This window comes from Klebsiella electrica (genome assembly GCF_006711645.1).
GTDB lineage: Bacteria > Pseudomonadota > Gammaproteobacteria > Enterobacterales > Enterobacteriaceae > Klebsiella > Klebsiella electrica.
Genome location: NZ_CP041247.1, coordinates 1026306 through 1041417, shown reverse-complemented (window position 1 = coordinate 1041417; position 15112 = coordinate 1026306). Strand labels below are relative to the sequence as shown.

Annotated in this window: 14 protein-coding genes; 9 read left to right on the top strand and 5 right to left on the bottom strand. The window is 59.4% G+C overall.

Features of this window, described 5'->3' with window-relative positions; translation table 11 throughout:
* Positions 1-140 precede the first annotated feature (140 nt).
* Complete coding sequence (mltB, locus tag Electrica_RS04995; protein WP_167686218.1) at positions 141-1214, bottom strand: lytic murein transglycosylase B; 1074 nt, start codon at positions 1212-1214, stop codon at positions 141-143.
* A 299-nt stretch (positions 1215-1513) separates the two neighbouring features.
* Here mltB and srlA point away from each other — a divergent pair, with 299 nt between their 5' ends.
* The 7 genes from srlA (at position 1514) to gutQ (ending at position 6550) form a co-directional block, all read left to right on the top strand.
* On the top strand, positions 1514-2077 hold the full coding sequence (gene srlA / locus Electrica_RS04990; protein WP_004866844.1) for a PTS glucitol/sorbitol transporter subunit IIC: 564 nt from the start codon (positions 1514-1516) through the stop codon (positions 2075-2077).
* Positions 2074-3051, top strand: coding sequence for a PTS glucitol/sorbitol transporter subunit IIB (gene srlE, locus Electrica_RS04985; protein ID WP_004866845.1), 978 nt, complete (start codon positions 2074-2076; stop codon positions 3049-3051). Before srlA ends, srlE begins: the two co-directional genes overlap by 4 nt.
* Positions 3052-3064: 13 nt before the next feature.
* Positions 3065-3427, top strand: a complete 363-nt coding sequence (gene srlB, locus Electrica_RS04980) for a PTS glucitol/sorbitol transporter subunit IIA (RefSeq protein ID WP_141963738.1) — start codon at positions 3065-3067, stop codon at positions 3425-3427.
* A 17-nt stretch (positions 3428-3444) separates the two neighbouring features.
* Positions 3445-4224 (top strand): sorbitol-6-phosphate dehydrogenase, encoded by a 780-nt coding sequence (gene srlD, locus Electrica_RS04975; protein WP_032691005.1) that lies wholly within the window; start codon positions 3445-3447, stop codon positions 4222-4224.
* A gap of 163 nt (positions 4225-4387) precedes the next feature.
* Positions 4388-4747, top strand: a complete 360-nt coding sequence (gene gutM / locus Electrica_RS04970) for a transcriptional regulator GutM (RefSeq protein WP_141963735.1) — start codon at positions 4388-4390, stop codon at positions 4745-4747.
* A 71-nt stretch (positions 4748-4818) separates the two neighbouring features.
* Positions 4819-5592, top strand: coding sequence for a glucitol operon DNA-binding transcriptional repressor SrlR (gene srlR, locus Electrica_RS04965; RefSeq protein ID WP_131048921.1), 774 nt, complete (start codon positions 4819-4821; stop codon positions 5590-5592).
* Positions 5585-6550: an arabinose-5-phosphate isomerase GutQ gene (gutQ, locus tag Electrica_RS04960; RefSeq protein WP_141963733.1), complete on the top strand. Its 966-nt coding sequence runs from the start codon at positions 5585-5587 to the stop codon at positions 6548-6550. The genes srlR and gutQ overlap by 8 nt, the downstream gene beginning before the upstream one ends.
* Here the strand turns inward: gutQ and norR are convergent.
* Positions 6513-8057, bottom strand: coding sequence for a nitric oxide reductase transcriptional regulator NorR (gene norR / locus Electrica_RS04955; RefSeq protein ID WP_131048923.1), 1545 nt, complete (start codon positions 8055-8057; stop codon positions 6513-6515). The two genes, gutQ and norR, sit on opposite strands and share 38 nt — an antisense overlap.
* A gap of 187 nt (positions 8058-8244) precedes the next feature.
* On the opposite strand from norR, the gene norV reads away from it, so the two are divergent.
* Both norV and norW read left to right on the top strand, forming a co-directional pair.
* Positions 8245-9687, top strand: coding sequence for an anaerobic nitric oxide reductase flavorubredoxin (gene norV / locus Electrica_RS04945; protein WP_141963731.1), 1443 nt, complete (start codon positions 8245-8247; stop codon positions 9685-9687).
* Positions 9684-10817: an NADH:flavorubredoxin reductase NorW gene (norW, locus tag Electrica_RS04940; protein WP_141963729.1), complete on the top strand. Its 1134-nt coding sequence runs from the start codon at positions 9684-9686 to the stop codon at positions 10815-10817. The genes norV and norW overlap by 4 nt, the downstream gene beginning before the upstream one ends.
* Before the next feature lie 331 nt (positions 10818-11148).
* Here norW and Electrica_RS04935 read toward each other — a convergent pair whose 3' ends face one another.
* From Electrica_RS04935 to hydN, 3 genes are read right to left on the bottom strand one after another with little or no spacing between them, the layout of a single operon-like run.
* On the bottom strand, positions 11149-12195 hold the full coding sequence (locus tag Electrica_RS04935; RefSeq protein WP_141963727.1) for a HoxN/HupN/NixA family nickel/cobalt transporter: 1047 nt from the start codon (positions 12193-12195) through the stop codon (positions 11149-11151).
* Complete coding sequence (gene hypF, locus Electrica_RS04930; RefSeq protein WP_141963725.1) at positions 12192-14426, bottom strand: carbamoyltransferase HypF; 2235 nt, start codon at positions 14424-14426, stop codon at positions 12192-12194. Before hypF ends, Electrica_RS04935 begins: the two co-directional genes overlap by 4 nt.
* Before the next feature lie 12 nt (positions 14427-14438).
* Positions 14439-14966, bottom strand: coding sequence for an electron transport protein HydN (gene hydN, locus Electrica_RS04925; protein WP_141963722.1), 528 nt, complete (start codon positions 14964-14966; stop codon positions 14439-14441).
* Positions 14967-15112: the final 146 nt, after the last annotated feature.

The following is a 15112-nucleotide window of genomic DNA, read 5'->3' as shown; positions in this document are numbered from 1 at the left end:
AAGTCACAGCCTTATCCAATTAATATGTTATAACGTAACAATATTGGATTGACGGAAAAATGTAAATCAGCGTCAACGGCGGGAAATGCTGCAAAATGTAACAGAACTCCCCTCACGACGAGGGGAGTATCAGGGAAGGGTTACTGTCCGCGGGCCTGAGAAACGGCCAGACCCAGCTGCCAGACGGCCATCGCGTAGTGGGTACTGTGGTTATAGCGGGTAATGGTGTAGAAGTTCGGCAGACCATACCAGTACTGGTAACCGGTTCCGATGTCCAGACGCAGCAGGCTGGCCTGCTGATGGTTGCCTAGTGGTTGCGTCGGCGTCAAACCTGCCGCCGTAAGCTGCGCAATGCTGTAGTGGGTTTTGAAGCCATTCTCCAGACCCGGCGCCTGACCCAGCGCCTGTACCGCAACCGGATCGCCACTCACCCAGCCGTGCTGTTTGAAATAGTTCGCCACGCTGCCAATCGCGTCCACCGGATCCCACAGATTAATGTGCCCGTCGCCGTTAAAGTCCACCGCATACTGTTTATAAGAAGACGGCATAAACTGACCGTAACCCATGGCTCCGGCGAAAGATCCTTTCAGGTTTAACGGGTCATCTTGCTCGCTGCGCGCCATCAGCAGGAAGGTTTCCAGCTCACCGGAGAAATAGTCGGCGCGACGCGGGTAGCTAAACGACAGCGTCGCCAGGGCGTCGAGAATGCGGGTTTTGCCCATCACGCGACCCCAGCGGGTTTCTACGCCAATAATGCCGACAATAATTTCCGGCGGCACGCCGTACACCTGCCAGGCGCGGTTCAGCGCATCCTGATACTGGTTCCAGAATACGACGCCGTTCTGCACGTTATCCGGAGTAATAAACTGTTTTTTGTAACGCAGCCAGGCGCCGTTAGGCCCTGACGGCGGCAGTCCGCTCGGCGCCTGGCGGTCCATCAGGCGCAGGACGTAATCCAGGCGTTTCGCCTGGGAAAGGATCTCATGCAGCTGCTGTCTGTCGAAGCCATGCTTGCTCACCATTTTATCGATGAACTGCTCCGCCGCCGGGTTGTTAGCGAAATCGCCTCCCATCTCCATCACATTGTGCTGCGGCTCCAGCAAAAAACCGCCGCCTCCCGCCGTCTGGGGTTCTGCGGTGGTTTTAGGTTTGCTGCTACAGGCAGCGAGGAGAACACACAGGGGAAGTAAAGCCAGATAGCGACGCTTCAACATGGGACATCCGTTTAACAAATTTGGCAAAGGATAATTATGGTAAAGCATGCGGCCGTCAACAAGGAAGCGGCAATGTATTTGCGGACAAAATAGTCCCGCCAGCACCGCCCTTTCCGGTTCATTATCTACCCGTTCATCTCCCCTTTGCCTCGGTTAGCATTCCCCTTCATCACGCACAAACTTTCAAAATAAAATATTTACCTTTCATTTTGCGATCAATTTAACACTTTTAAACCTTTCAAAGTGATTAAAATGAGCTGCCAGTTAGCAAGAAAAATAACACTCTGAAGGAGAGAACAATGATTGAAGTCATTACCCACGGCGCCGAATGGTTTATCGGCCTGTTTCAGAAGGGGGGCGAGGTATTTACCGGTATGGTTACCGGGATCCTGCCGCTTCTGATCAGTCTGCTGGTGATCATGAACGCGCTGATCAACTTTATCGGTCAGCAGCGGATCGAAAAGCTGGCGCAACGCTGCGCCGGCAATCCGATCTCACGCTATCTGCTGCTGCCCTGCATCGGCACCTTTGTGTTCTGTAACCCTATGACCCTGAGCCTCGGGCGCTTTATGCCTGAGAAGTACAAGCCCAGCTACTACGCGGCAGCCTCTTACAGCTGCCACTCTATGAATGGCCTGTTTCCCCATATCAACCCCGGCGAGCTGTTTGTCTATCTCGGGATTGCCAGCGGCCTGACCACGCTTGGCCTGCCGTTAGGTCCGCTGGCGGTGAGCTATCTGCTGGTAGGACTGGTCACCAACTTCTTCCGCGGTTGGGTCACCGATCTGACCACCTCGATTTTTGAGAAAAAAATGGGCATCCAGCTTGAGCAAAAAGTCCATCTTTCCGGAGCAACCTCATGACCCGTATTCGTATTGAAAAAGGCGCCAGCGGCTGGGGCGGCCCCCTTGAGCTGGACGCCGTTGCCGGTAAAAAGATCGTCTACATTACCGCCGGTACCCGCCCGGCAATCGTCGACAAGATCGCCAGTCTGACCGGCTGGCAGGCCGTCGACGGGTTCAAAGAAGGCGAGCCGCCGGAAGAGGAGATCGGCGTTGCCATTATCGACTGCGGCGGTACCTTGCGCTGCGGCCTCTACCCAAAACGTCGTATCCCGACCGTCAATATCCACGCCACCGGCAAATCCGGCCCGCTGGCGCAATATATCGTCGAAGATATTTACGTCTCCGGGGTGAAAGAGGAGAACGTTCGCCTGTTGACCCACGATGGCGCAGCGGCACCCGAAACCAAGCCGGGCCAGTCGGCCCCGCGGGATTACGATACCAGCAAAAAAATAACCGAGCAGAGCGATGGCCTGCTGGCGAAGGTCGGTATGGGAATGGGCTCGGTGGTGGCGGTGCTGTTCCAGTCCGGACGCGACACCATCGACACAGTGCTGAAAACGATCCTGCCGTTTATGGCTTTCGTCTCGGCACTGATCGGCATCATCATGGCCTCCGGCATCGGCGACTGGATTGCCCACGGTCTGGCCCCGCTCGCCAGCCATCCTCTTGGCCTGGTCACGCTGGCCCTGATCTGCTCCTTCCCGCTGCTGTCGCCGTTCCTCGGCCCTGGCGCGGTTATCGCTCAGGTCATTGGCGTGCTGATCGGCGTGCAGATTGGCCTCGGCAATATTCCCCCGCACCTTGCGCTCCCGGCGCTGTTCGCCATTAACGCCCAGGCCGCCTGCGATTTTATTCCGGTTGGGCTGTCGCTTGCCGAAGCCCGTCAGGACACGGTGCGCGTCGGCGTTCCTTCGGTGCTGGTAGGACGTTTTCTGACCGGTGCGCCAACGGTGCTGATCGCCTGGTTTGTGTCCGGATTTATTTACCAATAAGAGGTTCCTGAAGATGACCGTGATTTACCAGACCACGATTACGCGCATCGGCGCCAGCGCGACGATGGCGCTTGAAGAACAGATGTTGATTACCTTTCGCGAAGGCGCGCCGGCGGACATTGAAGAGTATTGCTTTATTCATAACCACGGCGAATTTTCCGGCGCGCTGTCGCCGGGCGCGGAACTCCAGCTTGGCGAACAACGCTATCCGGTCACCGCCGTCGGCGATGTCGCCGAACAGAATCTGCGCGAGCTGGGCCATATCACGCTGCGCTTTGATGGTCATCGCGAAGCGGAGTTTCCGGGGACGGTCCACGTGGCTGGCCCCGTGCCGGAGGCAATCGCCCCCGGCTGTATATTGAAATTTGTTGCATGAGTTGTCAGGAGAAGACTATGAATCAGGTTGCAGTTGTCATCGGCGGTGGACAAACCTTAGGCGAGTTTCTGAGCCGGGGCCTTGCCGCTCAGGGGTATCGGGTTGCGGTTGTTGATATCCAAAGCGATAAAGCCACGCGCGTCGCGCAGGCTATCAACGACGAGTATGGCGAAGGAATGGCGTACGGCTTTGGCGCCGATGCCACCAGCGAAGCCAGCGTGATGGCCCTCGCCCGCGGCGTGGACGAAATTTTCGCCCGGGTGGATCTGTTGGTGTACAGCGCCGGGATCGCCAAAGCGGCCTTTATCAGCGATTTCGCGCTCGGCGATTTTGACCGCTCGCTGCAGGTGAATCTGGTGGGCTACTTCCTCTGCGCTCGCGAATTTTCACGGCTGATGATTCGCGATGGCATCAAGGGGCGCATTATTCAGATCAACTCTAAATCCGGCAAAGTCGGCAGCAAGCACAATTCCGGCTATAGCGCGGCGAAGTTTGGCGGCGTCGGGTTGACCCAGTCGCTGGCGTTGGATCTGGCGGAATACGGCATTACCGTTCATGCATTGATGCTGGGCAACCTGTTGAAATCGCCGATGTTCCAGTCACTGCTGCCGCAATATGCCAGCAAACTGGGCATTGCCGAGGACGAAGTCGAACAGTATTACATCGACAAGGTGCCGCTGAAGCGCGGCTGCGACTATCAGGATGTCCTGAACGTCCTGATGTTTTATGCCAGCCCACAGGCCTCCTACTGCACCGGGCAGTCGATTAACATCACCGGCGGTCAGGTGATGTTTTAAACCCAGCGCCATCGGGCCGGGATGTCGTTTTCTCCCGGTGGCGCTGCGCTGACCGGGCTACAAACAACAGGCCAGCACGGCTTGCCGACGGGTAGCCCGGGTAAGGCGCTCGCGCCGCGACCCGGGTACTTCCCGACAACATCGCTTAAGGAAGGAGACTTTGATGGTTACCGCATTAATCACCGTCGCCGCCATCGCCTGGCTGGCGCAGCTGGGGCTTGGCGGCTGGCAGATTCGCCAGTTTAACCGCGCCTTTGACCGACTTTGCCTGCAAGGACGGGTCGGCGTCGGGCGCTCTGCGGGCCTCTTCAAACCGCGCGCGATCGTCGCCATCGCCTTTGACGACCACGATCGCGTCAGTGATACGCTGCTGATGCGAGGAGTGACCGTCTTCGCCCGCCCGCAAAAAATCCCCGCAATAAACGGGCAATATCGTGAGGAATTGCAGCCAGATATGATCTTTCCCCAGGATCCGCTCTGTCAGAATGCACTATCATTAGCGCTTAAACCGAAACATGTATAATTTCGTTGTAAAAGTAAATATCTTGCGAAATTATCATTTCGAAACTTAACGCAGGATAGGATACTACCGTTATGAAACCACGTCAGCGCCAGGCAGCTATTGTTGAGCACCTGCAAGCGCAGGGTAAATGCTCGGTTGAAGAGCTGGCGCAACACTTCGACACCACCGGCACCACCATCCGCAAGGATCTGGTGATCCTCGAAAATGCCGGTACCGTTATTCGCACCTACGGCGGCGTGGTCCTCAACAAAGATGAGTCCGACCCGCCTATCGATCATAAGACGCTGATTAACACCCATAAAAAAGCGCTGATCGCCGAAACCGCGGTGCGCTACATCCACGACGGCGATTCGATCATCCTCGATGCCGGCAGTACGGTGCTGCAAATAGTGCCGCTGCTCAGCCGCTTCAATAACATCACGGTCATGACCAACAGCCTGCATATCGTCAACGCGCTGTCCGAACTGGATAATGAACAAACGATCCTGATGCCCGGCGGCACCTTCCGTAAAAAATCTGCCTCCTTCCACGGACAGCTGGCGGAAAACGCCTTCGAGCAGTTCAGCTTCGACAAACTGTTTATGGGCACCGATGGCATCGACCTGAACGCCGGCGTGACCACCTTCAACGAGGTCTATACCGTCAGTAAAGCGATGTGCAATGCCGCCAGAGAAGTGATCCTGATGGCTGACTCATCAAAATTTGGCCGTAAGAGCCCGAATATCGTCTGCGGCCTTGAGCGGGTGGACAAGCTGATTACCGATGCCGGTATTGACCCGACATTCCAGCGGGCGCTGGAAGAGCAAGGCATCGAAGTGATTATCACTGGAGAAGAACATGAGTAACTTTCTGTTAGAAGCCGGACGCCAGACTCTGATGCTGGAGCTACAGGAGGCCAGCCGTCTGCCTGAACGCCTGGGCGACGACTTCATCCGCGCGGCGGAAACCATCATCCACTGCGAAGGGAAACTGGTGGTCTCCGGTATCGGTAAGTCAGGCCATATTGGCAAAAAGCTGGCGGCCACTTTCGCCAGTACCGGCACCCCGGCCTTTTTCGTCCATCCGGCGGAAGCCCTGCACGGCGACCTCGGGATGCTGGATGGCCGCGACGTGATGCTGTTTATCTCCTACTCCGGCAGCGCCAAAGAGCTGGATCTCATCGTCCCGCGTCTGGAAGAGAAAGGGATCCCGCTGCTGGCGATGACCGGAAAATCGCAATCCCCGCTGGCGCTGGCGGCAAAAGCGGTACTGGATATCGCCGTCGAACGCGAAGCCTGCCCGATGCATCTGGCCCCCACCTCCAGCACCGTCAACACTCTGATGCTCGGCGACGCGCTGGCGATGGCGGTGATGCAGGCCCGCGGTTTCAATGAAGAAGATTTCGCCCGTTCACACCCCGCCGGTGCCCTCGGCGCGCGGCTGCTGAACAAGGTTCATCATCTGATGCGCCGCGACGACGATGTCCCGCGCGTCGATCTGGATACCCGCGTGATGGACGCGATGCTGGAGTTGAGTCGTACCGGGCTCGGTCTGGTCGCAGTCTGCGATACGCAAAACCGCGTACAGGGCGTCTTCACCGATGGCGACCTGCGCCGCTGGCTGGTCGGCGGCGGAACGCTCGACGATGCCGTTGCCCGGGCGATGACCCGCAATGGCGTCACCCTGCAGGCAGAAAGCCGCGCGGTCGAAGCCAAAGAGCGGCTGATGAAGCACAAAATCAGCGCCGCCCCGGTGGTCGACGAAAACGGCCTTCTGGTTGGGGCGATTAACCTACAGAACTTCTATCAGGCCGGGATTCTTTAAGCCCCAGACGCTTCGCCAGCCGGTGCAGGTTGGCGACATCAAGCTCCAGCGCGCGGGCGGCGGCAGCCCAGTTGCGATGGTTATCCGCTAACGCGCGGGAAATCGCCTCGCGCTGGAAGGCCTCGGTCGCCGCGCGCAGATTGATAGCCTGCATCGGCGCCGCCGGTGTCGCGGCGGGCAGCCCGGGCGCGTCGACGGCAAATTGAAAATGCGCCGGGGAGAGCCGCACCTCGTCGCCAGCCTGCGTCGCCCGCGCCAGCACCACCGCGCGATGAATCGCATGTTCCAGCTCACGCACGTTGCCAGGCCACGGCCAGCTGCGCAGCCTTGCCCGCGTGGCATCGCTCAGCACCACCTGCGCCAGCCCCATCCGCAGGCGACACTGCTCGCAGAAATACCCCGCCAGCAGCACCACATCATCGTCACGATCGCGCAACGCCGGCACCGAGAGCGGAAACACGCTCAGGCGGTGATAGAGATCGGCGCGAAAACGGCCGGCGATCACCTCCTGGCGCAGATCGCGGTTGGTGGCCGCCAGTACCCGCACGTCGACCCGCAGGCTGCGATCGTCGCCCACGCGCTGAATATCGCCGTACTGCAATACGCGCAGCAGCTTGGCCTGCAGCGCCAGCGACAGCTCCCCGATTTCATCAAGAAACAGGGTCCCGTTATCGGCCATTTCAAACTTGCCGCTGCGGTTGCTGATAGCCCCGGTAAACGCCCCTTTCACATGCCCGAACAGCTCGCTTTCCGCCACGCTCTCCGGCAGCGCCGCACAGTTCAGATAGATCAGCGGATTGGCCGCCCGCGCCGATCCCTGATGGACCGCTTTCGCCACCAGCTCTTTGCCGGTGCCGGTTTCTCCGCTAATCAGCACGTTCAAATCCGACGCGGCGACGATATCGATCTCTTTTTTCAACTGCTGTATCGGCGCCGACAGGCCGATAATCTCCTGGCGGTCGGGAGGCGTATAGCTCGCGCTCGCCTCCGGCAGCACGTTCTGATTTTCGAGGCGGGCAATGAGCAGCGCGTTATTCAGCGCCCCTGCCACCAGCGCCGCAATCAGCCGTAGCTCCTCATCGCTGAAGCTATCGAAACGGTCGGCGTCCATCCCGTCGAGAGTCAAAGCGCCTATCAGGGTTTGTCCGGCAAACAGCGGCAGCCCTACGCAGGCGTGAACCTTGAGGCTCTCCTGGCCGGGAATCAACCCGTCATAAGGGTCGGGCAGATCGCTGTCCGCCGGAAAGCGCACGACGTCCCCCGCGCGGGCAATCGCCTCCAGCCGCGGGTGCCCGGCCAATGCAAAGCGTCGCCCCAGCACATCCTGAGCCAGTCCGTCGATCGCCAGCGGCACAAACTGATGGGCATCGTAGCGCAGCAGCGCCGAGGCATCACATCCCAGCACCTGCCGCAGGGTGGCTATCAAACGCGAGAACCGGTCGGCGTGACCAATATCGCTTTGTAAATCAATGGCGATTTTCGCCAGTACCTCTACGGAAAAGCTCATTGCAGCCCCATTGTCATTTTGACATTAATCATTGTCATAACGACTATTTTAACCATTGTCATTTTGACATCAACCGCTTTAAGAAGAAAATATAAAAACATTTAAAATCAATAAATTAAAAAGTTGGCATGCAACTTGATATAAGCAATTCATCTTATCTGAACACGCTGAATTAATTGAGGTGGCTATGTCTGTTGTGGTTAAAAATAATATTCATTGGGTTGGCCAACGTGACTGGGAAGTGCGTGATTTTCACGGTACTGAATACAAAACGCTGCGCGGCAGTAGCTACAACAGCTATCTCATCCGTGAAGAGAAAAATATCCTGATTGATACCGTCGATCATAAATTCAGCCGCGAGTTCGTGCAGAACCTGCGTAGCGAGATCGATCTTGCCGATATTGACTGCATCGTGATTAACCATGCGGAAGAAGACCATGCCGGCGCGCTGACCGAGCTGATGAACAGTATCCCGGATACGCCGATTTACTGCACCGCCAACGCCATTGACTCCATAACCGGCCATCACCATCACCCGGAGTGGAACTTTAAGGTGGTGAAAACCGGGGACAGCCTCGACATCGGTAACGGCAAGCAGCTGATCTTCGTCGAAACGCCGATGCTGCACTGGCCGGACAGCATGATGACCTATATGACCGGCGATGCGGTGCTGTTCAGCAACGACGCCTTCGGCCAGCACTACTGCGACGAGCACCTGTTTAATGACGAAGTCGATCAGAGCGAGCTGTTCGAGCAGTGTCAGCGCTACTATGCCAACATCCTGACCCCGTTCAGCCGCCTGGTGACGCCAAAAATCACCGAAATCCTCGGCTTTAACCTGCCGGTCGACATGATAGCCACCTCCCACGGCGTGGTCTGGCGCGACAACCCGACGCAAATCGTTGAGCTGTACCTGAAATGGGCCGCCGATTACCAGGAAGACCGCATCACGCTCTTCTATGACACCATGTCGAACAATACCCGCATGATGGCCGATGCGATAGCCCAGGGAATTACCGACATGGACCCGCGCGTGGCGGTGAAAATCTTCAACGTCGCCCGTAGCGATAAAAACGAAATCCTGACCAACGTCTTCCGCTCAAAAGGGGTGCTGGTCGGCACCTCGACCATGAATAATGTGATGATGCCGAAAATCGCCGGACTGGTTGAAGAGATGACCGGCCTGCGTTTTCGCAATAAGCGCGCCAGCGCCTTCGGCTCTCACGGCTGGAGCGGCGGTGCGGTCGATCGCCTGTCCACCCGCTTACAGGATGCCGGCTTTGAAATGTCGCTGAGCCTGAAGGCCAAATGGCGCCCGGACCTCGACGCGCTGGAGCTGTGCCGCGAACACGGCCGTGAAATTGCCCGCCAGTGGGCGCTTTCGCCGCTGCCGGTCGCCGCAGTACAAACCGCGCCGGAACAAGAAAACTGCGCCTGTGCAGCAGCAGCCGATCTCGGCCCGTCGATGCAGTGCAGCGTCTGCCAGTGGGTTTACGATCCGGCGAAAGGCGAACCGAACCAGGATGTCCAGCCGGGGACGCCGTGGAGCGAGGTCCCGGATAACTTCCTGTGCCCGGAATGCTCTCTCGGCAAAGAGGTATTTGACGTACTGGCGACGGAGGCAAAATGAGTGATGGCATCGTCATCATCGGCTCGGGCTTTGCGGCCCGTCAGCTGGTGAAAAATATCCGCAAGCAGGATACCCACATTCCGCTGACGCTGATCGCCGCCGACAGCATGGATGAGTACAACAAACCGGACCTCAGCCATGTGGTCAGCCGCGGCCAACGTGCCGACGATCTGACCCTGCAAACGGCGGGTGAATTCGCCGAACAGTACCATCTGCGTCTGTTTCCGCACACCTGGGTCAGTGGCATCGACGCCGGAGCGAAAGTGGTGAAAAGTGAGGATCGTCAATGGCGCTACGACAAGCTGGTGCTGGCGACGGGCGCAGCGCCGTTTATTCCGCCGGTGCGGGGGCGCGAGCTGATGCAGACCCTCAACAGCCAGCGCGAATACGGCGCCGCGCAGAGTCAGCTCCACGATGCGCAACGCGTGCTGATCGTCGGCGGCGGCCTGATTGGCTGCGAGCTGGCGATGGACTTCTGCCGCGCCGGGAAAGCGGTGACGGTGGTCGATAACTCCGCCAGCGTGCTCTCTGCGCTGATGCCGCCGGAAGTCAGCAGTCGTCTGCAGCATCGGCTCACCGATATGGGCGTGCACCTGATGTTGAAAACGCAGCTTGAAGGACTGGAGCAAACCGCCGCCGGCATACGCATCAGCCTTGATCGTCAGCGCAGCGTCACCGTCGATGCGGTCGTGGCCGCCGCCGGTCTGCGCCCGGAAACGGCGCTGGCGCGCCATGCCGGGTTGATGATTCGTCGTGGCGTGGTGGTGAACAGCCGGCTGCAGACCAGCGATCCGGCCATTTACGCCCTCGGCGACTGCGCGGAAATCAATGGCAGCGTCCTGCCGTTTCTGCAGCCGATTTTACTGAGCGCGATGTGCCTTGCGAAAAACCTGCTGGCGCAGGCGAGCGAACTGACCCTGCCGCCGATGCTGGTAAAGGTCAAAACGCCGGATCTGCCGCTGCATCTGGCCGGTGAGATGCAGCGAGACGATCTGACGTGGAATCTGCTTGCCGCCAAAGAGGGGCTGGTGGCGAAAGGAGTGGATGCCGCTAACCAGCTGCGCGCCTTTGTCGTCAGCGAAGACAAAATGAAAGAGGCCTTTGCGCTGCTCAAACAATTGGTGAGTTAACCTGCCCGGACGGACGGTATTCGTCCCGTAGACCCACGCAAGCGCTGCGCCGCCGGGCATCATGCCAGCCCGGCTAAGGTAGCCCGGCTAAGCGCAGCGCAAGCCGGGGGGGAATCAACCTGCCCGGACGGGCATTATTCCCGTATTAACCTGCCCAAACGAACGTTATTCCCGGGTTGCGGCGCAAGCGCCTTACCCGGGCTACGCTTCTGCGTTGGTATTTTGCCGGGTGGCGCGATGCTGACCCGGCCTACAGTTCGGCCTTCATCCCGTAGGCCCGCGCAAGCGCAGCGCCGCCGGGCATCATGCCAGCCTGGCTCAGGTAGCCCGGCTAAGCGCAGCGCGAGCCGGGGGAATCCCCAGTCTGGCACGCCAGATTATCGTAACCGCGCCAGCGGTAGTTGAGCACCGACAGCGCCCAGCAGGCGACAAACAGCCCGATAACCACAAAACCGGCGTCGCCGAGATTATCGTTCAGCGCGCCGACCCAGCGCCATAGCCCGCCGCTAAGCGAAAACTTGTCCATCAGCAGCCCCAGCGCTTCCAGACCACCGATAAATAATGCCACTACCACCGACGTGCCGGTAATGGTCATATTGTAATAGAGCTTGCGCTGCGGCTTGCTAAATGCCCAGCCGTAGGCGCCGACCATCAGCACATTATCGAGGGTATCCACCAACGCCATCCCGCTGGCAAACAGCGCCGGAAAGACCATGATCGCCCAGATGGACATGCCGCTTGACGCGCTGGCGGCAGAAATCCCCAGCACGCCGATCTCGGTGGCGGTATCAAATCCGAGGCCGAACAGAAAGCCCACCAGATACATCTGCCAGCTACGACTAATCAGACGAAAGGTTTTACCGAACAGCCAGCTCATCATGCCGCCGCCGGTCGCCACCTCATCGCTCACCTTGCCGCCTCTCTTCCACGCGCGAAAACTGCGCCAGACGCTGCGTAAAATCACCAGATTGATAAACGCCATCAGTAATAAAAACAGCGCCGAGACCGCCGTGCCAATCACGCTGCCGGTATCGTGAAACCAGCTCATCTGCCGACCGAAAGCGGTGGCGGTCGCGGCAATCGCCGCCGAAGCCAGTACCACAACCGACGAGTGACCCAATGAGAACCAGGCTCCGACGGCAAAGGGTCGACGCCCCTGCTGCATCATTTTGCGAGTGACGCTGTCGATCGCCGCGATATGGTCGGCATCGACCGCATGGCGCAATCCATACCCCCAGGCCAACAGACTCGCCGCCATCAGCGCGCCGCTATCGCCAAACGCCTGCCAGGCCCAGCACCAGGCCAGCAAATTTGCCACAATCAGTCCCAGCACCAGCGCGGCGGCACGCGGCTGCTGGCGTAAAATTGTCACTATCATGATGATGCCCTGTGAGCCTGCCAGCGGGCTGCGGCCACGACCGCCTGACCAAACGCGATGGCCCCATCGCCGGCAGGGAGCTGCTGCGGAAACAGCAGAGTAAAATCCGCCAGATAAAAGGTCAATCGTGAGACCAGCAGCCGGTTATGCAACACGCCGCCGCTGAATGCCAGCGTAGTTATCCCCCGCGACGTCGCACAATCGCTCGCCATCGCAGCCACTCCGCAGGCGAGCGCATCGTGAAAGGCCCAGGCTTTTTGTTCGCGGTTCGCCCGCCATCCCAGCCACTGCGGCCAGAAGGTAGCCAGATCCAGTTCGCCCGCCTGCCACGGCAAGCGGACAGGATGCGTGACGCCATCGCAGGCGCTGGCTAACGCCTCCAGCCGACAGGCCGCCTCGCCTTCATAGCTCAGGCTGTCCGCCGCGCAGCCCAGCGCGCAGGCCACCGCATCAAACAATCGCCCGCAGGACGACGCCTTCGGCGCATTCATCCCCCGCGCAATAGCCCGTGCCAGCAGCGGCCAGTTGTGTCGGCGCAGCGCCGCGGTTTGCGCATCGTGTTGCCAGTCGTCGACGTAGGCCAGGCAGTGGGCCAGCAGATTGCGCCACGGCTGACGAGCCGCCAGATCGCCGCCGGGGAGCGCCACCGCCGGTAGTCCGCCGAGGCGTTCGCACTGCCGGTAGTTGACCCGCAGGCACTCGCCGCCCCACAGCGCGCCGTCTTCCCCCATACCGATACCGTCAAGGACCACGGCTATCACCTCGCCGCCGTCCAGCGGCCAGCCGTGTTCCGCCAGGCAGGCGGCGGCATGGGCATGGTGATGCAGGACACGCTCAACCGGCAGCGCCAACGAGGCCGCCCACTGCGTCGAGCGGTAGCCCGGATGCGCATCGCTAACCACCAGGCTGGGGGTGAAACCATAAACCTCTTGCATCAGACGCCGCGCCTGATGCCACTGTTGTTCTACGCCCTCATCGCCGAGGTCGCCGAAGTGCTGGCTCAGTACCGCCTGCTCTCCACGCGCCAGACAAAAGGTATTTTTCATATCGGCGCCGAGGCACAGCAGCGGCGGCACGTCACGAAACCCCGGCGGTAGCGGCATCGCGTCGGGCACATAGCCCCGCGAACGACGTAGCATTTCACCACTTTGCCGCACCACCGAGTCATCCATCCGCTGCACGATGTCGCGGTTGTGCAGCAGAAAGCCATCGGCAATCCCGGCCAAATCGCGCAGCGCATCGGCGTTGGCGATCGCCGGCGGCCGTCCGCTCAGGTTGCCGGAGGTCATCACTAAAGGTCGTGCCAGCGCCTGCAAAACCAGATGCTGCAACGGATTAGATGGCAGCATCACCCCCACTTCATGCAGCGCGGGCGCAATGTCGTCACACAGGCCATCAACCTGTGATTTATCGATCAATACGATGGGCGCTGCGGGTGACGTCAGTAACGCCTGCGCCGCTTCCGGCAGGCTGTCTGCCGTCGGCAGCATCACCGCCAGCGGCTTTGCCGGACGATGTTTGCGCGCGCGCAGCAACGCCACCGCGCGCGGATTCCCGGCGTCACACACCAGGTGAAAACCACCCACCCCCTTGATGGCGACAATCAGTCCGTCTTGCAACTGGCGAATGGCCGCCTGCAAGGCCGCCTCTCCGATCAGCGATTGCGCTTCAGTACGCCACTCCAGACCCGGGCCGCAGTCGGCGCAGGCCACCGGCTGAGCATGAAAACGTCGATCGCCAGGGTGGCGATACTCGGCCTCGCAGCGCGGACAGAGGGGAAAAGGAGCCATTGAGGTAAAGGGACGGTCATAGGGCATCGCGCGAATAATGGTAAAACGCGGCCCACAGTGGGTACAGTTAATAAACGGATAGCGGTAGCGGCGCTCCTGCGGATTGTTCATCTCCGCCAGGCACGCCGGACAGGTGGCCGCATCGGGCACAATCTGGGTACGCATACTGCCGCCGCCGCTTTCGCGGATGGCGAAATCCTGCGGCTGCCTACGCCAGTGAAACGGCCGGGTTTCCACGCTGTCGATGCGCGCCAGCGGCGGGCAGCGGCGGGTCAGCGCGGCGAGAAACGCCGCCTCATCGCCCAGCAGGCGCACCAGTACCCCGTCACCGTCGTTACATACGTCGCCGCAGCGTGCTGACTGCTGCGCCAGCTGCCAGACAAAGGGGCGGAAGCCCACCCCCTGCACTTTACCGCGAATGCGAATCTGCACCCCGTTCATCGCGCCATAGCCTTACCAGGCCAGCGCCGTACGACGACGTTTTTCGTTATTCATCTGCTCGAGCTTATTGCGATCCACGCAAACCAGCGCATGCGTCGGGCAGGCCCCTATACAGGCGGGTCCCTCTTCGCGGTGATGACAAAGATCGCATTTATTGGCTTCCGCTTTTTCCGCCATCACGTTCAGCCCGGCGCCGCTATGACGAATCACCGGACGCACGACCACCTCCATAGCGCCGTAGGGACAGGCCACCACGCAGGTTTTACAGCCGATGCAGCGCTCCTGCATCACGTGGATAAAGCCTTTATCCCGGCTAATAGCGCCGTTCGGACAGACGTTGGCGCACGGCGCGTCTTCACACTGACGACAGGCGGTCGCCGTCGAGACGTTAACGCCTTTGATCACATGGATACGCGGTAAGAAGGATTTGGGCGTCAGCGCGGCGCAGTCCTGATTTTCCTGATGAGAGACCACGCAGGCCACTTCACAGGTGCGGCAGCCGATGCATTTGCTTGCGTCGGCGATAATGAAACGGTTCATCCATTTCTCCAGCAGTAAGAAGGTTACGCGGCGGAGTATGCATAATACGTTCCAGTTTTTATCACACTGATATTAAAGGAAATGAATAATATAAAGACGAAGAACCGATTCTGTCATCGTCACATCTGACGATGACAGGTGACGAC